Below are 13,403 nucleotides of genomic sequence, written 5' to 3' on the forward strand. Positions count from 1 at the left end.
CGTCAGGTCTCCATCGACCGGGCGACGTCCTTCACCAGGACCAGCGCGCGGCCGGTCGCCAGGACATGGCCGTCGGCGCCGGTCAGCGTGGTCGAGAGATCGCAGAGATGCTTGTCGGGGCGCAGCCTGATAATGGCGACGGTGGCGGTGACCTTTTCATCGAGCCGCGGGCTGGCGGCGAAACTCAGCTCCTGCTTGAGATAACTGGTGCCGGACCCGGGCAATTCGACGCCGAGGAGGTAAGAGAACAGCGCCGCGATCAGCGGCTCCGGAACATGGGTGATGCTCGCCGGCGGGACACCCGCGAGGCCGGCAAAGGCCGCGATGTCTTCGGGCGTATAGCAGCGGGTCAGGCTGGCGCTGTCACCGACCTTCATGGCCGCCTCCGCTGATCGCGATGTCGGCGGTCGCCTCGCAGACGGTCTCGCCATCGGCGAGGCGGGTGACCCGGAACGCCAGGCGCGCGCCGGCCACCGAGACCGCTTCGACTTCGCCGGAGAAGACCAGCGGCTCGTCCGCGAAGGCAGGCGCCGGAAACATCAGGGTCTGGCCTGTCTGGCGCGCCGCGGGCCAATGCCGGCGCACCAGGCCCCAGAGCACGGTATAGAGCAGCATGCCGTGGGAGACCGTGCGGCCGAAACGGGTGGCGCGCGAGAAGTCCGGATCGACATGGATCGGATTGTCGTCGCCGCTGACCCGCGCGAAGCGGTCGAAATCGGCCTGGGACAGGGTCACGGTTTCGGCGAAGAGCGGGCCGAGTGCGATCGGCGGGCCGGCTGCGGGACTGCCGGTCATGATTTGGCCCCGTCGGCGACGATGGCGCGCAGCACGTGTTTCTGCACCTTGCCCGCCGCGGTGCGCGGGAAGTCCTGAACCAGGGTGATGTGTTTCGGCACCTTGTAGGCGGCGAGCCTTTCGCGGGCATAGGCCCGCAGCGCCTCGATATCGATGGTTACGCCGGGCCGCGCCATGACGACCGCGTGGCCGACCTCGCCCCACCGCGGGTCGGCGACGCCGAGGACGGCCGCCTCCAGCACCGCCGGGTGGGCGTGCAGGACGATCTCGACCTCGGCCGGATAGACGTTCTCGCCGCCGGAAATGAACATGTCCTTGATCCGGTCGACGATGAAATAATAGCCGTCCTCGTCCTGCCGGCCGACATCGCCGGAGCGCAGCCAGCCGCCGGGCGCGAAGGCTTTCGCGGTGGCGTCCGGATTGCCGAAATAGCCGGGTGTGATCCCGGGGCCACGGAACAGGATCTCGCCGGATGCGCCCTGCGGCACATCCCGGTCCTCGAGGTCGACCAGGCGCACCTCGGCCATCAGCTGCGGCTTGCCGACCGAGCCGATCTTGGCCAGCGCATTGGGCCGGTCCATGAAGAACACGGTCGGCCCGGTCTCGGTCATGCCCATGCCGTTGCAGACCACGACGCCGCGTTCGAGGAAGGCGCGGATCAGGCTTTCCGGCAAGGGTGCGCCGCCGCAGCCCCAGTGCCGCACGGCGGAGAAATCGGTGGTGGCGAAGGCCGGATGCAGGCTGATCGCCTGGTAGATCGCCGGCACGCCGAAGAACAGCGACAGCTTGGCCTCGGCGACCAGGGTGATCACCGCATCGGCGTCGAATTTCGGGATGATATGCGAGGTGCCGCCGGCGATGAACACCGGCAGGCTGTGCAGGTTGATGCCGGCGGTGTGGAACAGCGGCAGGAAATTCAGCACGTGGTCGCTGGCCGAGGCGCCGGTCGCCTGCTGGACGTTGACGGCATTGGCCAGCGCCATGCCGGCGGTCTGGATCACCGCTTTCGGCTTGCCGGTCGTGCCCGAGGTATAGAGCAGATACCAGGGGCGGTCGGTTTCCCAGGGCGTGCCGGGCCGGCCGCGTGGCACGGTGCCTTCGCGCCTTGCCTCGTAGTCGGTGAAGCTCAGGAGCGGTACCCGGTCGCCAGCGAGGGCCGCCGCAAGCTCGGCGGTCGCACTGTCGGCGAGCAGCAGGCGCGCGCCGCTGTCGGCGAGGATCGGCGCGAGTTCGGCCGCGGTCTGGCGCCAGTTGAGTGGCACCAGGATCAGCTTGACCTTGGCGCAGGCGAACAGGATCTCGAAGAAGATCGCGGTGTTGTGGCAGAGCACGGCGACACGCTCGCCCTCGCCAAGCCCCATGGCTTCGAACAAGGTCGCGGCGCGCTCGGCATGGCCGTCGACATCGGCGAAGGTCCAGCTGCGGCCGGTCGCCAATTCCGCGAAGGCGATGGCGTCCGGCGTCAACTCGGCCCGGCGGCGGCAGAGATCGGGAACGGTCTTCATGCGGTCCTCGACAGGAAGCGGGCCATGCCGGCCTCGGTCTCGGGCGTTTCGATCAAAGCCAGGAAATGCTGGCGCTCGCGTTCGAGGCCGCGGGCAATGGTCTCGTGGCGCTCGGCGCCGATGAGCAGCGACCGGGTTGCCCGCAAGCTCGACGGCACCTTCGCGCGCAGAGCGGCGAGCCAGGTCTCGACGGTCGGCACGAGGCGGTCCTCGGCGACCGCCTCGGTGGCGAGCCCGAGCGCCACCGCCTCGTCGGGGCCGATCCGGCGGTTGAGCGCCTGGATGGCGCCGGCGCGCGCCGGGCCGATGCGTTCGGGCAGGAGAGCGGTCCAGCCGCCATCGGGGGCGAAGCCGACCTCGACATAATAGGGCTGGATGAAAGCGCGTGGGCCCATGGCGACGAGGTCGGCGGCGAAGACCAGGCCGCAGGAGCCGCCGGTGACCGGGCCGGCGAGCGCCGTGATCAGCGGGCAGGGCAGGTCGAGGAGTTTGAGGATCACCGCATTGAGCGCGCCGATCAGGGCTGCCGCATAAAGCCGCCGCTCGACGCGTGGCCGGCCGGCAAAGGCTGCGACATCGCCGCCGGTGGAGAAGCTGCGGCCGGCGCCGGAGAGGACCACCGCAGCGAGATCGGCGCCGGTGCAAAGGGCCAGCGCCGCGTCGAGTTCGGCCAGCAGTTCCGGCACCAGGCTGTTGTGCCGCTCTGGGCGGTTCAGCACGATGCGGGCGACGCGGTCGTCGATCCGCAGATAGACCAGCGGTTCAGCCATGTCGCCGCGGCCCCATGCCATGGGCGATGAAATCATAGGCCGCTTCGGCGATGTCGTGGAGCGGCGTCGCATCGTCCCAGATGGCGAAGCGGCGGCCGACCATGTCGGCGACCCCCATCAGCGCCCAGGCGCGCACCTCGGCATGGCCGGGCGAGAGCTCGTCGCGGCCGACGGCCGCTTCCAGGTTCGCCGTGTAGGTCGCAGCGAGGTCGACATAGTATTGCCGGTGAATGGCGGCATCGACGAACTGCGATTCCGCCACCACCCGGTAGAGGTTCGGATTGTCGCGGACGAGGGCCAGGAAGGCGTGAAGGCCGCGCCGCTCGGCGTCCAGGCGGTCGGTCGCGTCGACGATCGCCAGGGAGAGATGGCGGCGCAGCTTCCGGCCCATGCGCAGCACCAGTTCGCGCAGCACGTCCTCCTTGGACCGGAAGTACAGATAGAAAGTGCCCTGGGCGACGTCGGCTTCCGCGGTGATGGTGGCGATCGAGGCCTCGGCGAAGCCTTTCACCCCGATCTCGCGTTCGGCGGCATCGAGAATGTTCTGGCGCGTTCGCTCGCCGCGCTTGGTTTTCGGGACGGGCAGCGGGCCGGCGGGATGGGGCGAGGACATGGCCGTCTCAAGCTGGTGTGGCGGCGCTCGGGCGCTTGTCGGCGGCCTTCGCGCTTGACGCATTTCGATGCTCAAGCTAGCGTGACATGAAACATGACTCAAGTGTCAGTTTTGATGTCATCAACCGGTGATGCCAGGATCGAATGATGATCCGGACCGGGTGGTGGTGTTGATGGTTGGATGGTCCGGATCAGGGAGGATCCCATGGGGAAGCTGAAATATGCGATGGTCGCGGCGACGCTGGCCGTCGGTGCGCTCACCGGCATGAGCGACATGGCGAGCGCGCAGGTGCGCGACGTGAAAATCTGCCTGATCGCCGGCCGCACCGGCCCGCTCGAAGCCTATGCCAAGCAGACCGAAGCCGGCTTCATGATGGGCCTGGAGTTCTTGACGCGCGGCACCATGCAGGTCGGCAACATGCGCCTGCAGGTCATCGTCAAGGACGACCAGCTCAGGCCCGATCGCGGCAAGGCGCTGCTCGAGGAATGCTATAACGACGACAAGGCGGATATCGCCGTCGGCACCACCGGTTCGCCGGTCGCGCTGGCCATGCTGGCGGTCGCCGAAGAGGCCAAGAAGATCCTGATCGTCGAGCCGGCGGTGGCCGACAGCATCACCGGCGAGCGCTGGAACCGCTACATCTTCCGCACCGGCCGCTCGTCCTATCAGGACGCGCTTGCCGCGGCCGCCTCCGTGCCGGCCAATGAGGACGTGTCGATCGGCATGCTCGGCCTCGACACCGCCTTCGGCCGCGACGGCGTCGCCGCCTACAAGGCGGCTCTCGCCGCGATCCGGCCGCGCGCCAGGATCGTCGCCGAGGAATATGCCGCCGGCAACACCGCCGACTTCGCGCCCTTCGCCGAACGGCTGTTCGCCAGCCTGCGCGACCGGCCGGGCAAGCGGATCATCGGCTTCATCTGGGCCGGTGCCCACCCGATGGCGAAATTCGTCGACATGCGTCCGGAGCGGTTCAACATCGCGCTGGCGCCGGGCGGCAATATCCTGCCGGCGATGAACGCCTGGAAGGCCTTCGCCGGCACCGAGGGCGGCATCTATTATTACCACGACTTCCCGCGCAACCCGCTGAACGACTGGCTGAAGGCGGAGTACCAGAAGCGCTTCAACGCGCCGCCGGACTTCTTCGTGGCCGGCGGTTTCGCGGCCGCCGCGGCGGTCGTCGCAGGTCTCGAAAAGGCCGGCTCGCCCGATACCGAGAAGCTGATCACCGCGCTCGAGGGCCTGACCTTCCAGACCCCCAAGGGCCCGATGACCTTCCGCCGCGAAGACCATCAGGCGCTGCAGGACATGTATCACTTCCGCATCCGACCGAATGCCCGCGACAATGATCTCCTGGATCTGGTCGCGACCATCCCGGCCGCCGACATGCCGCTGCCGATCACCAACCGGCGCTGAGGCGCGCCACCGTCGTCATGGCCGGGCCTGGCCCGGCCATCCACGCCTTCGATCCGGCGGACAAGTCGTGGATGCCCGGCACAAGGCCGGGCATGACGAATTGGTTCAGGTTCGATCCCGTCGAGACATTCAAGTCCTGCCTGAGATATCCATGTCCACACCCGTCCTGGAAACGCGCGACCTGACGATCCGCTTCGGCGGCCACGTCGCCGTCGACAGCGTCAGCTGCGCCTTCCATGCCGGCCAGCTGACCGCCATTGTCGGCCCCAACGGCGCCGGCAAGACAACCTATTTCAACCTGGTCTCCGGCCAGCTCGCCGCCACTTCGGGCCAGGTGCTGCTGCGCGGCACCGATATTACCGGGCTCGGCGCCGCGGGACGGACCAAGCGCGGCATCGGCCGGGCCTTCCAGATCACCAGCCTGTTTCCCAATCTCTCTGTCATCGAGAACGTCCGGCTCGCCGTGCAGGCGAAGGCGCGTGGTGCCGCCGGCCTTCTGTCGCGCTGGGCGAGCCATGTCGACTGGATCGACAAGGCGGAGATCTATCTCGCCGAGGTCAATCTCGGCGCCGTGCGCGACACCGTGGCCGCGGCCTTGCCGCATGGCGACAAGCGCAAGCTGGAGGTGGCGATCATGATGGCGCTGGAGCCCGACGTCTTCATGTTCGACGAGCCGACCGCCGGCATGTCGGTGGACGAGGTGCCCGTCATTCTCGACCTGATCCACAAGCTGAAAGCGCGCGGCGACAAGACCATCCTGCTGGTCGAGCACAAGATGGACGTGGTGCGCTCGCTCGCCGACCGGATCATCGTGCTGCACAATGGCCGCCTGGTCGCCGATGGCGAGCCGGCCGAGGTGATCGCCTCGGCGGTCGTCCAGGAAGCCTATCTCGGCCAGGCGCCGAAGCGCGCCGCGGAGGCCGCCCATGGCTGATGTTGCGACCCTTGATCCGCTGATGACGCTGCAGGGCGTGCACACCCATATCGGCCAGTACCATATCCTGCAGGGGGTGGACCTCGTGCTGCCGCGCGGCGGCATGACCGTGCTGCTCGGCCGCAACGGTGCCGGCAAGACCACGACACTGCGCACCATCATGGGGCTCTGGGCACCGTCGCAAGGGTCGATCCATTTCGACGGCCGGCTGATCGGCGGCCTGCCGACACCCGACATCGCACGCTCCGGCATCGCCTATGTGCCGGAGACCATGGCGGTCTTTTCCGACCTGTCGGTGCGCGAGAACATGATCCTGGCGGCGCGCGACGGGCCGATCGACCAGGCGCGTCTCGACTGGATTTTCGGGCTGTTTCCGGCGCTCAAGAAGTTCTGGCAATTGCCGGCCGGCGTGCTGTCCGGCGGGCAGAAGCAGATGCTGGCCATTGCCCGGGCCATTGCCGAGCCGCGCCGGCTGATCCTGATCGACGAGCCGACCAAGGGCATCGCGCCGGCCATCATCGAGGCGATGATCCTGGCTTTCGCGGAGCTGAAGCGGGAGACGACGATCCTGCTGGTCGAGCAGAACTTCCGTTTCGCGGCGAGCCTCGGCGATCAGGTCGCCGTGATGGATGACGGCCGCATCGTCCATCGCGGTTCGATGGCCGAGCTTGCCGGCGACGAGGCGCTGCAGACGCGGCTCCTCGGCCTTTCCCTCGATGCTCACCAATAGGAACCGGCGCGCCATGACGATCGCCACGCCTGTTGCTCCGACGACCGCCCCGGCCGAAACCTTGCCGGCGGTCCGCCGCGACCTCCTGCCGATCCTGCTGCCGATCGGGCTGGCGGCGGCGGCGCTGCCCTTTGTCGGCAATCCCAGCACCTGGGTGGCCCTGACGATTGCCGCGCTCGCCATGGGCATGATGATCTTCGTCATCGCCAGCGGCCTGACCCTGGTCTTCGGCCTGATGGACGTCTTGAATTTCGGCCATGGCGCCTTCATCGCGGTCGGCGCCTATATCGCCATGAGCGTGCTGGCGCTGCTCAGCGGCTGGATGCAGGTCGATTCGCTCGCCTGGAACCTGACCGCGCTGGGGCTTGCCGCCGCGATCGCCATGATCGGCACCGGCCTGCTCGGCTGGGCCTTCGAGCGGGTCATCATCAAGCCGGTCTACGGCCAGCATCTCAAGCAGATCCTGATCACCATGGGCGGCCTGATCGTCGCCGAGCAGATGATCCATGTGATCTGGGGCGGCGACCAGAAGGCCATGCCGCTGCCGCAGGGCCTGCGCGGCGCCTTCATCGTCGGCGACATCGCCTTCGAGAAGTTCCGGCTGCTGGCTGTTGTCGTCGGCCTCGTCGTTTTCGCGGCCATGGTGCTGGTGCTCAACCGCACCAAGATCGGGCTCCTGATCCGCGCCGGCGTCGAAAACAGCGAAATGGTCGAGGCGCTCGGCTACCGCATCCGCCGGCTGTTCGTCGGCGTCTTCGTCGCGGGTTCGGCGCTGGCCGGGCTCGGCGGCGTGCTCTGGGCGCTCTACCGGGAAACCCTGACGGCGGCGATCGGCGGCGACGTCATGGTGCTGGTCTTCATCGTCATCATCATTGGCGGGCTCGGTTCGGTCGGCGGCTGTTTCCTCGGCGCCATCCTGGTGGCGCTGATGGCCAATTACACCGCCTTCCTGGTGCCGAAAGTGGCGCTTGCCTCCAACATCCTGCTGATGGTCGCCATTTTGATGTGGCGCCCGCAGGGCCTCTATCCGGTCGCCAAGAGATAAGCGCCATGCTCAACGCCATCCTGTCGGACGACCTGCCGAAGAGCCGCATCCTCTCGGTTATCCTCGCCGCCATTCTGATCGGACTCGCCTTCGCGCCCTTCCTGTTCGGCGGCGCCGCGGCGATCAACACGGCGGCGAAGATCTGCATCTTCATCGTGCTGGTGGCGAGTTACGACCTGCTGCTCGGCTATACCGGCATCGTCTCCTTCGCCCACACCATGTTCTTCGGCATTGGCGGCTATGGCGTCGGGCTGGCCATGTACAGTTTCGGCCCGACCTGGCCGCTCGTCTTCATCGGGCTGGTGATCGCGCTGGCCGTCGCGGTGGTGCTCGCTTTCCTGATCGGCCTCTTGTCGCTGCGGGTGCGCGCCATTTTCTACGCGATGATCACGCTGGCGGTGGCTTCCGCCGTGACCATCCTGGCAACCCAGTTCTCCGAATATACCGGCGGCGAGGACGGCCGGTCGTTCCGGGTGCCCGAAATGCTCCGCCCGGGCTTCAAGCTGATCGACACGCCGCTGTTCGGCCTCGATATCACCGGCCGGGTGGTCGCCTATTACCTCATCTTCATCTCGGCCCTGGCGCTGTTCCTGGGCGCACTCAGGGTGGTCAACTCGCCCTTCGGCCGCGTGCTGCAGGCCATTCGCGAAAACGACATGCGTGCCGAGGCGCTGGGCTTTCGCGTGGTCTATTACCGCACCGTCGCCAATTGCCTCGCCGCCGCCATGGCGGTCTGCGCCGGCGCCATGAGCGCCTTGTGGCTGCGCTATACCGGTCCCGACACCACGCTGTCCTTTGCCATCATGCTCGACATCCTCTTGATGGTGGTGATCGGCGGCATGGGCACGATGTATGGCGCGGTGATCGGCGCCACCCTGTTCATCGTCGCGCAGAACTACCTGCAGAAGCTGATGGCGAGCGGGGCCGCGGCCACCGAGGGCGTTCCGCTCCTGTCCAAGCTGCTGCACCCGGATCGCTGGCTGCTGTTTCTCGGCGTGCTGTTCGTTCTGAGCGTCTATTTCTTCCCGACCGGCATTGTCGGCCGGCTCAGGGCCGGGCGGCGCTGAGACGCGGGGCCAGGGGAAACGCAACAAGCGGCCCGTCGCACGCGTCCCCTGCAAGACCATGACCTTCATTGCAGCCCTTCGCCGTGATCGGACCGGCGCGCCTTGGGTGCTGAACGGCCCGATCAACGGCGAGGCGTCCTGGACCTGTGCCCAAGTCGAACCGATCGGCGACGCCCAAGTTTCTACTCGGCCGCATCCAGGTTCTTCTTGCCGTCGGCGAGTTCGGCGACGCGCAGCGTGATGTCCTTCGCCGCCTTCTTGGCGAGCTTGATCAACTGGGCCTCGGTGACCGGCGGGGGGCTCAGCGTCGGATAGGATAACGAGATCGCGCCCATGATCTCGTTGTTCTCGTCGAACACGGGCGTCGCGATCCCCACGAGCCCCTCGGAGATTTCGCCGCGGGACAGGTAGTAACCGTCCCTGCGATTCTTCTGAAGCGCCGCGCCGAAGGCGGTCCAGTCGGCCCCGATCGCATCTCGACCGGGATCGCCCTCGGAGCGCTCGAAAATCCGTCGCTGGCGCCGCCTGTCGAGGTGGGCGAGGATGATGCGCGCCTGGGCTCCTCTGAAGACGGGAAGACGCCTTCCCGGCTTGAGCGGCATTTCGGAGGAATTCTCAGGCCGCGTTGAATAGACGTTGACGGCGCGGTCCTGGTACATCCTGCACAGGAAGGTATGGACGCCGAGTTTCGTCGAAAGCGCCTCCATCACTTCCTTGGCGGCGAGCAGGATCGGATCGAAGTTCGAGAGGATGAATTCGAGCTCCATGACCGTCGGCCCGGGTGCGTACCGCCCGGAAATCCGCGAAAGCAGCCCGATCTCGTGCAGGTCGTGCAGATACCGGTAGGCCGTCGCCTGACTGACCTGCAGGACCGATTCGACGTCTGCGACTGAAATGGTCGGCGAATTCTCCGAGAACAGATTCAAGATCTCGGCGACGCGCTTAAGTACAGAGGTCTCGTTCTGCGACTTAGCAGGAGGCATCAGCATTCTCTCGTTTCGTCATGCGACGACGTAGCGTTCTGTGTTAACGGAGGCCGGCAAAAAATCAAATTGCGCAAACTATAGCGAATCGTCATGGCGATTATTTTCGAAGAACGAATTCGCCCGCGAAGAAACGCGTCCCGCTCGCGATGAAGTGAGATATGTCGTGCATGATTTCCTCCTTTCCACGATCGCTGTCGAAGTATCTCGTCAACATGTCGTCGAATGTCGGGAAGTTCAGCTCGGCGATCCCGCCAGCAGGGCGTCCTCGTGAAGCATCGACGATCCAGTTTCTGACGTATTTGTCCATTCCCACATGCACGCGCAGGGCAAGCGGAACGTGGATATCCCAGCTGCGCCGAGCCGCCGATGCGGGCAGGTCCGGGTGGAAGTTCAGCCGGCCAATGTATTTTATTCCGGGCGATCGCTCCCCGAGCGCCACGACCTGCCGGTCGAGCTGTACGATCTCCTCGACCTGATAGATCTCGGCCGCGGCGACGTCGTCGACACAGGAAACGAGCGCCTCGAGCCCAGGCTCCGCCTCGTCCACCGGAGGGGAGAGCTCGACGATGACGTCGTAGATCGCATCGTCCTCCTTATGGTCCAGATTCACGGGACGAAACGGAACCCCTGCAGGCGTTTCCTCGACCAGGTTGACGATCAGCTGCCCGCCTTGGGGAGCCGCTGCGGCGACCTTGCGCGCGGCGCGCAGGTACTCCGCCTGGAAATCCGCCTTTCGGCTGCGATCGCGTCCGGTCAGGTAGATGAAGTATTTCGATGCCGTCACGTGCAGCTCCTGCGGCCGGGGTTCGCCGCGCAGACAGGTGCGAGGACCCGATGCCTAGGCGACTTCAAGCCATTCCCGACGCACTGACGGTGTCGCGAGCAGCTCTTCCGGCGTTCCCTCGAAGACAATGGCGCCATGTCCCATGATCAGGCATCGGCTGCAGAGCTTCAGGGCGATCGTCATTTTCTGCTCGACCAGGACCGACGCCACGCCTTGTCGGTTGATGTCTCGCATCACGTCCGCGAGATGCTCAACGATCTTGGGCGCGAGACCTTCGGTCGGTTCATCGATCAGGATGACCGCCGGTTGGCCCAGCAGCGAACGGCACAGGGTGAGCATCTGCTGCTCGCCGCCCGAGATCGATCCCGCCTTGACGTTACGGCGTTCCCTGAGGCGAGGGAAAAAGCCGTACATCTCCTCGAGGCTCCACGTCTTGGCGTTCGGCCGGGGAGCGGCAATACCGATCTGCAGGTTCTCCTCGACCGTGAGGTTGCTGAACGCCAGTCGCTCTTCCGGGACATAGGCGATGCCGGCGCGGTTGATCTTGTGGGACGGAAGCCCGGCAAGCTCGTTCGCGCCCAATTTGATCGAACCGCGGGTCGGTGGGACCAGACCCATGATGGCCTTCATGGCTGTCGACCTGCCCGACCCGTTGCGGCCGAGCAGGGCGATCATCTCGCCGGCCGCCAAGGTGAAACTCATTCCGTGCAGAATGTGGCTCTTGCCGTAGTGGCTGTGCAGGTCGGTCACGGATAGCAGGGTCATGCGGCCACCTCGCCGAGATAGGCTTCCTGGACCCGGCTGTTCGCACGTATCTCGTCCGGCGTACCCGACGCGATGATCTCGCCATAGACAAGGACCGATATTCGGTCGCAGAGGGAAAAGACGACTTCCATGTCGTGCTCGACGACGAGGAGCGTTTTCCCGGACGTGATGTCTCGGATCAGATTGATCATGTAGTGCGTTTCCTCGCGCGACATGCCGGCCATAGGCTCGTCCAGAAGGATCACGTCGGCGCCCGGTCCGATCGCCATTCCGATCTCGAGGGCGCGCTGCTCCGAATAGGTCAGATCGCCGGCGAATTTGTCCCGCGCATGGGTGAGGCGAACCAATTCCAGCAACGCGTCGGTGTCGCGGTTGACTGCGGTCGCCCTGGCGGCGAGCGAGAACAAGGCAAAACGTCGGCCGTGCTTGGCCATCGCCGCGATCCGAAGATTCTCGTACACGCTGAGGCGCGGGAAGATCGTCGTAATCTGAAACGATCGCGACAATCCACGGCGGGTGATCAGGTGAGGAGCCAGCCCGGCGATGGAGATGCCGTTCAGCCGGATATCGCCGCTCGATGGCTTGTACAGGCCCGAGATCAAATGGAAGAGCGTCGATTTTCCGGCACCGTTGGGGCCGATCAGGGCGTGTCGCTCGCCCGGCTTCACGTCGAGATCGACGCCCCGGATGATCTCACTCTCGCCAAAACGCTTTCTGAGGCCGACCAGCTGGATGATGTCGTTGGTCATCGGGTGTGCTCCTCGGCGAGGGCGGCCGTCGGAGATGTCCGGCGACCGGTCCGGGACAGCACCAGCCATAGGAGGCCGGCGCCGGCGGCGATCGCCAGGGGCGGAACAAGCCAGGTCGACACGGCGGTCGGATCCCAGCTGAGGCCATAGAGCGTTACGGGTGGCCAGGCCTTGGTTCTGGCGACGATTGCGGAATAGCGCTGGTCGAGGATACGGGAGGTCAGTTCGAGGAGGGTGACGACGCCCGCCGCGGCGAGCAAGCCCGGCGGGAACAAGAGGGCCCGCAGCTTGAGGGCGCCCCAGTTGCGCTCCTTGAACTCGCTTACGACCCTCAGCCAAAGCATGGCCACGCCGTCACCCATGAACATCATGATGATGACGAAAAGGATGCCTTGATAGAGCAGCCAGTTCTTCGTCACGTCGGAGACCAGGCTGCCGAACAGCGCGAAGACGAAGGCACCGACCGCCGGGCCGAAGAACACGCCTGAACCCCCGACGAAGGTGTGCAGGACGACCGAGGCCGACAGGCCCATGCCCAGCATCGAGTAGTTGATGCTTTCCGTGGTGAACGCCAGAAGGCCGCCGGCGATGCCGGAAAACATGGCCGACACGCCGAACACGATGACCTTGGTGTGATGGAGGTTGTAGCCCAGGAAGGAAACCCGGCGCTCGGCCTCTCTCAATCCGAGGGTCAAACGGCCGAACAGCGTCTGGTTATAGGCGTAGAGCAGGCCGATACAGAGGACGGTCCAGGCGACGACCGTATAGTAGACGTGAACCTCGTTGCCGTAGTCGAACGCCGACCAGGGCATCCGCATCGTGGTCAGTCCCACCTCGCCGCCGAAGATCCCGCCGAGATTGGGCGCGAGCGCATGGAGCAGCTCCGCCAGGGCGAGCGTCACCATCGAGAAGTAGACGCCGCTCCTCAAGGTGGCAAAGTATCCCGCGCAAAGTCCGCCGATCAGACCGGCGACGCCGCCGACGAGCGGCAGAAGCGGTGTCGGAAGCCAGAGAGTACCCTTCTCGACCGCTTGCATCGCGTGGATGACGGCAAACCCGCCGATGGCGAAATAGGCCGCGTGGCCGAAGGAGAGCATGCCGGCGCGGCCGCTCAGAAGATTGAACGCCATCGCGAACAGGACGGCGATCAGCGCTGTCGTCAGCACGCCGACCACGTGTCCGCTGAGGACGAGGGGCGCGCCGAGAAGCAGGACGACGACCGAAGCCAGTTTTCCGATCCTGAGCAT

The 13,403-nt window shown here is 65.9% G+C and carries 15 protein-coding genes and 1 pseudogene; 6 read left to right on the forward strand and 10 right to left on the reverse strand.

All coding sequences use genetic code 11. The annotated features are described in order from the left end of the window. Window positions 1-2 precede the first annotated feature (2 nt). The 5 genes from AC07WJ_RS05270 to AC07WJ_RS05290 are packed head-to-tail and all read right to left on the reverse strand — an operon-like array spanning window position 3 to window position 3,683. The gene (locus AC07WJ_RS05270) at window positions 3-377 is read right to left on the reverse strand and encodes a hotdog family protein (RefSeq protein WP_494933456.1); all 375 of its coding nucleotides are present in this window, start codon (window positions 375-377) and stop codon (window positions 3-5) included. Then, a complete protein-coding gene (locus AC07WJ_RS05275; protein WP_494933457.1) occupies window positions 364-795 on the reverse strand; it encodes a MaoC/PaaZ C-terminal domain-containing protein in 432 nt (143 codons plus the stop codon). The genes AC07WJ_RS05270 and AC07WJ_RS05275 overlap by 14 nt, the downstream gene beginning before the upstream one ends. After that, the gene (locus AC07WJ_RS05280) at window positions 792-2,300 is read right to left on the reverse strand and encodes an acyl-CoA synthetase (protein WP_494933458.1); all 1,509 of its coding nucleotides are present in this window, start codon (window positions 2,298-2,300) and stop codon (window positions 792-794) included. Before AC07WJ_RS05280 ends, AC07WJ_RS05275 begins: the two co-directional genes overlap by 4 nt. Next, window positions 2,297-3,070: an enoyl-CoA hydratase/isomerase family protein gene (locus AC07WJ_RS05285; RefSeq protein ID WP_494933459.1), complete on the reverse strand. Its 774-nt coding sequence runs from the start codon at window positions 3,068-3,070 to the stop codon at window positions 2,297-2,299. The genes AC07WJ_RS05280 and AC07WJ_RS05285 overlap by 4 nt, the downstream gene beginning before the upstream one ends. Next, entirely contained in the window at window positions 3,063-3,683 is a 621-nt protein-coding gene (locus AC07WJ_RS05290) for a TetR/AcrR family transcriptional regulator (protein ID WP_494933460.1), read from the reverse strand. The genes AC07WJ_RS05285 and AC07WJ_RS05290 overlap by 8 nt, the downstream gene beginning before the upstream one ends. 225 nt (window positions 3,684-3,908) lie before the next feature. Between AC07WJ_RS05290 and AC07WJ_RS05295 the strand changes: the two genes are divergently transcribed. The 6 genes and pseudogenes from AC07WJ_RS05295 to AC07WJ_RS05320 form a co-directional block, all read left to right on the forward strand. Beyond that, on the forward strand, window positions 3,909-5,096 hold the full coding sequence (locus AC07WJ_RS05295; RefSeq protein WP_494933839.1) for a substrate-binding domain-containing protein: 1,188 nt from the start codon (window positions 3,909-3,911) through the stop codon (window positions 5,094-5,096). Between the two features lie 151 nt (window positions 5,097-5,247). After that, window positions 5,248-6,030 (forward strand): ABC transporter ATP-binding protein, encoded by a 783-nt coding sequence (locus AC07WJ_RS05300; protein ID WP_494933461.1) that lies wholly within the window; start codon window positions 5,248-5,250, stop codon window positions 6,028-6,030. Continuing rightward, window positions 6,023-6,760, forward strand: coding sequence for an ABC transporter ATP-binding protein (locus tag AC07WJ_RS05305; RefSeq protein ID WP_494933462.1), 738 nt, complete (start codon window positions 6,023-6,025; stop codon window positions 6,758-6,760). Before AC07WJ_RS05300 ends, AC07WJ_RS05305 begins: the two co-directional genes overlap by 8 nt. Window positions 6,761-6,773: 13 nt before the next feature. After that, window positions 6,774-7,805 (forward strand): branched-chain amino acid ABC transporter permease, encoded by a 1,032-nt coding sequence (locus AC07WJ_RS05310; RefSeq protein WP_494933463.1) that lies wholly within the window; start codon window positions 6,774-6,776, stop codon window positions 7,803-7,805. Between the two features lie 5 nt (window positions 7,806-7,810). Continuing rightward, window positions 7,811-8,872: a branched-chain amino acid ABC transporter permease gene (locus AC07WJ_RS05315; protein ID WP_494933464.1), complete on the forward strand. Its 1,062-nt coding sequence runs from the start codon at window positions 7,811-7,813 to the stop codon at window positions 8,870-8,872. Further along, a pseudogene (locus AC07WJ_RS05320) lies at window positions 8,868-9,008 on the forward strand (IS630 family transposase); the annotation flags it as partial. The gene AC07WJ_RS05315 and the pseudogene AC07WJ_RS05320, both read left to right, overlap by 5 nt. A gap of 46 nt (window positions 9,009-9,054) precedes the next feature. On the opposite strand, the gene AC07WJ_RS05325 reads toward AC07WJ_RS05320, so the two are convergent. From AC07WJ_RS05325 to AC07WJ_RS05345, 5 genes are all read right to left on the reverse strand, one after another. Further along, a complete protein-coding gene (locus AC07WJ_RS05325; protein WP_494933465.1) occupies window positions 9,055-9,861 on the reverse strand; it encodes an IclR family transcriptional regulator in 807 nt (268 codons plus the stop codon). A gap of 94 nt (window positions 9,862-9,955) precedes the next feature. Continuing rightward, window positions 9,956-10,642, reverse strand: a complete 687-nt coding sequence (locus AC07WJ_RS05330) for a hypothetical protein (RefSeq protein WP_494933466.1) — start codon at window positions 10,640-10,642, stop codon at window positions 9,956-9,958. 54 nt (window positions 10,643-10,696) lie between these two features. Beyond that, complete coding sequence (locus AC07WJ_RS05335) at window positions 10,697-11,407, reverse strand: ABC transporter ATP-binding protein (RefSeq protein WP_494933467.1); 711 nt, start codon at window positions 11,405-11,407, stop codon at window positions 10,697-10,699. Further along, window positions 11,404-12,156, reverse strand: coding sequence for an ABC transporter ATP-binding protein (locus AC07WJ_RS05340; RefSeq protein ID WP_494933468.1), 753 nt, complete (start codon window positions 12,154-12,156; stop codon window positions 11,404-11,406). Before AC07WJ_RS05340 ends, AC07WJ_RS05335 begins: the two co-directional genes overlap by 4 nt. Further along, window positions 12,153-13,403 carry a branched-chain amino acid ABC transporter permease gene (locus tag AC07WJ_RS05345; RefSeq protein ID WP_494933469.1) on the reverse strand — a complete coding sequence of 417 codons (1,251 nt, stop codon included), beginning with the start codon at window positions 13,401-13,403 and terminating at the stop codon, window positions 12,153-12,155. Before AC07WJ_RS05345 ends, AC07WJ_RS05340 begins: the two co-directional genes overlap by 4 nt.

Source organism: Phreatobacter sp. GW821-FHT04C01, assembly GCF_059420385.1.

Excerpts from the sequence above, each read along its gene's own strand:
- AC07WJ_RS05285 (WP_494933459.1), bottom strand. The coding sequence starts at position 3,070 with ATGGCTGAACCGCTGGTCTATCTGCGGATCGACGACCGCGTCGCCCGC.
- AC07WJ_RS05300 (WP_494933461.1), top strand. The coding sequence starts at position 5,248 with ATGTCCACACCCGTCCTGGAAACGCGCGACCTGACGATCCGCTTCGGC.
- AC07WJ_RS05270 (WP_494933456.1), bottom strand. The coding sequence starts at position 377 with ATGAAGGTCGGTGACAGCGCCAGCCTGACCCGCTGCTATACGCCCGAA.
- AC07WJ_RS05305 (WP_494933462.1), top strand. The coding sequence starts at position 6,023 with ATGGCTGATGTTGCGACCCTTGATCCGCTGATGACGCTGCAGGGCGTG.
- AC07WJ_RS05280 (WP_494933458.1), bottom strand. The coding sequence starts at position 2,300 with ATGAAGACCGTTCCCGATCTCTGCCGCCGCCGGGCCGAGTTGACGCCG.
- AC07WJ_RS05275 (WP_494933457.1), bottom strand. The coding sequence starts at position 795 with ATGACCGGCAGTCCCGCAGCCGGCCCGCCGATCGCACTCGGCCCGCTC.
- AC07WJ_RS05345 (WP_494933469.1), bottom strand. The coding sequence starts at position 13,403 with ATGCTCAGGATCGGAAAACTGGCTTCGGTCGTCGTCCTGCTTCTCGGC.
- AC07WJ_RS05310 (WP_494933463.1), top strand. The coding sequence starts at position 6,774 with ATGACGATCGCCACGCCTGTTGCTCCGACGACCGCCCCGGCCGAAACC.
- AC07WJ_RS05315 (WP_494933464.1), top strand. The coding sequence starts at position 7,811 with ATGCTCAACGCCATCCTGTCGGACGACCTGCCGAAGAGCCGCATCCTC.
- AC07WJ_RS05325 (WP_494933465.1), bottom strand. The coding sequence starts at position 9,861 with ATGCTGATGCCTCCTGCTAAGTCGCAGAACGAGACCTCTGTACTTAAG.
- AC07WJ_RS05335 (WP_494933467.1), bottom strand. The coding sequence starts at position 11,407 with ATGACCCTGCTATCCGTGACCGACCTGCACAGCCACTACGGCAAGAGC.
- AC07WJ_RS05290 (WP_494933460.1), bottom strand. The coding sequence starts at position 3,683 with ATGTCCTCGCCCCATCCCGCCGGCCCGCTGCCCGTCCCGAAAACCAAG.
- AC07WJ_RS05295 (WP_494933839.1), top strand. The coding sequence starts at position 3,909 with ATGGTCGCGGCGACGCTGGCCGTCGGTGCGCTCACCGGCATGAGCGAC.
- AC07WJ_RS05340 (WP_494933468.1), bottom strand. The coding sequence starts at position 12,156 with ATGACCAACGACATCATCCAGCTGGTCGGCCTCAGAAAGCGTTTTGGC.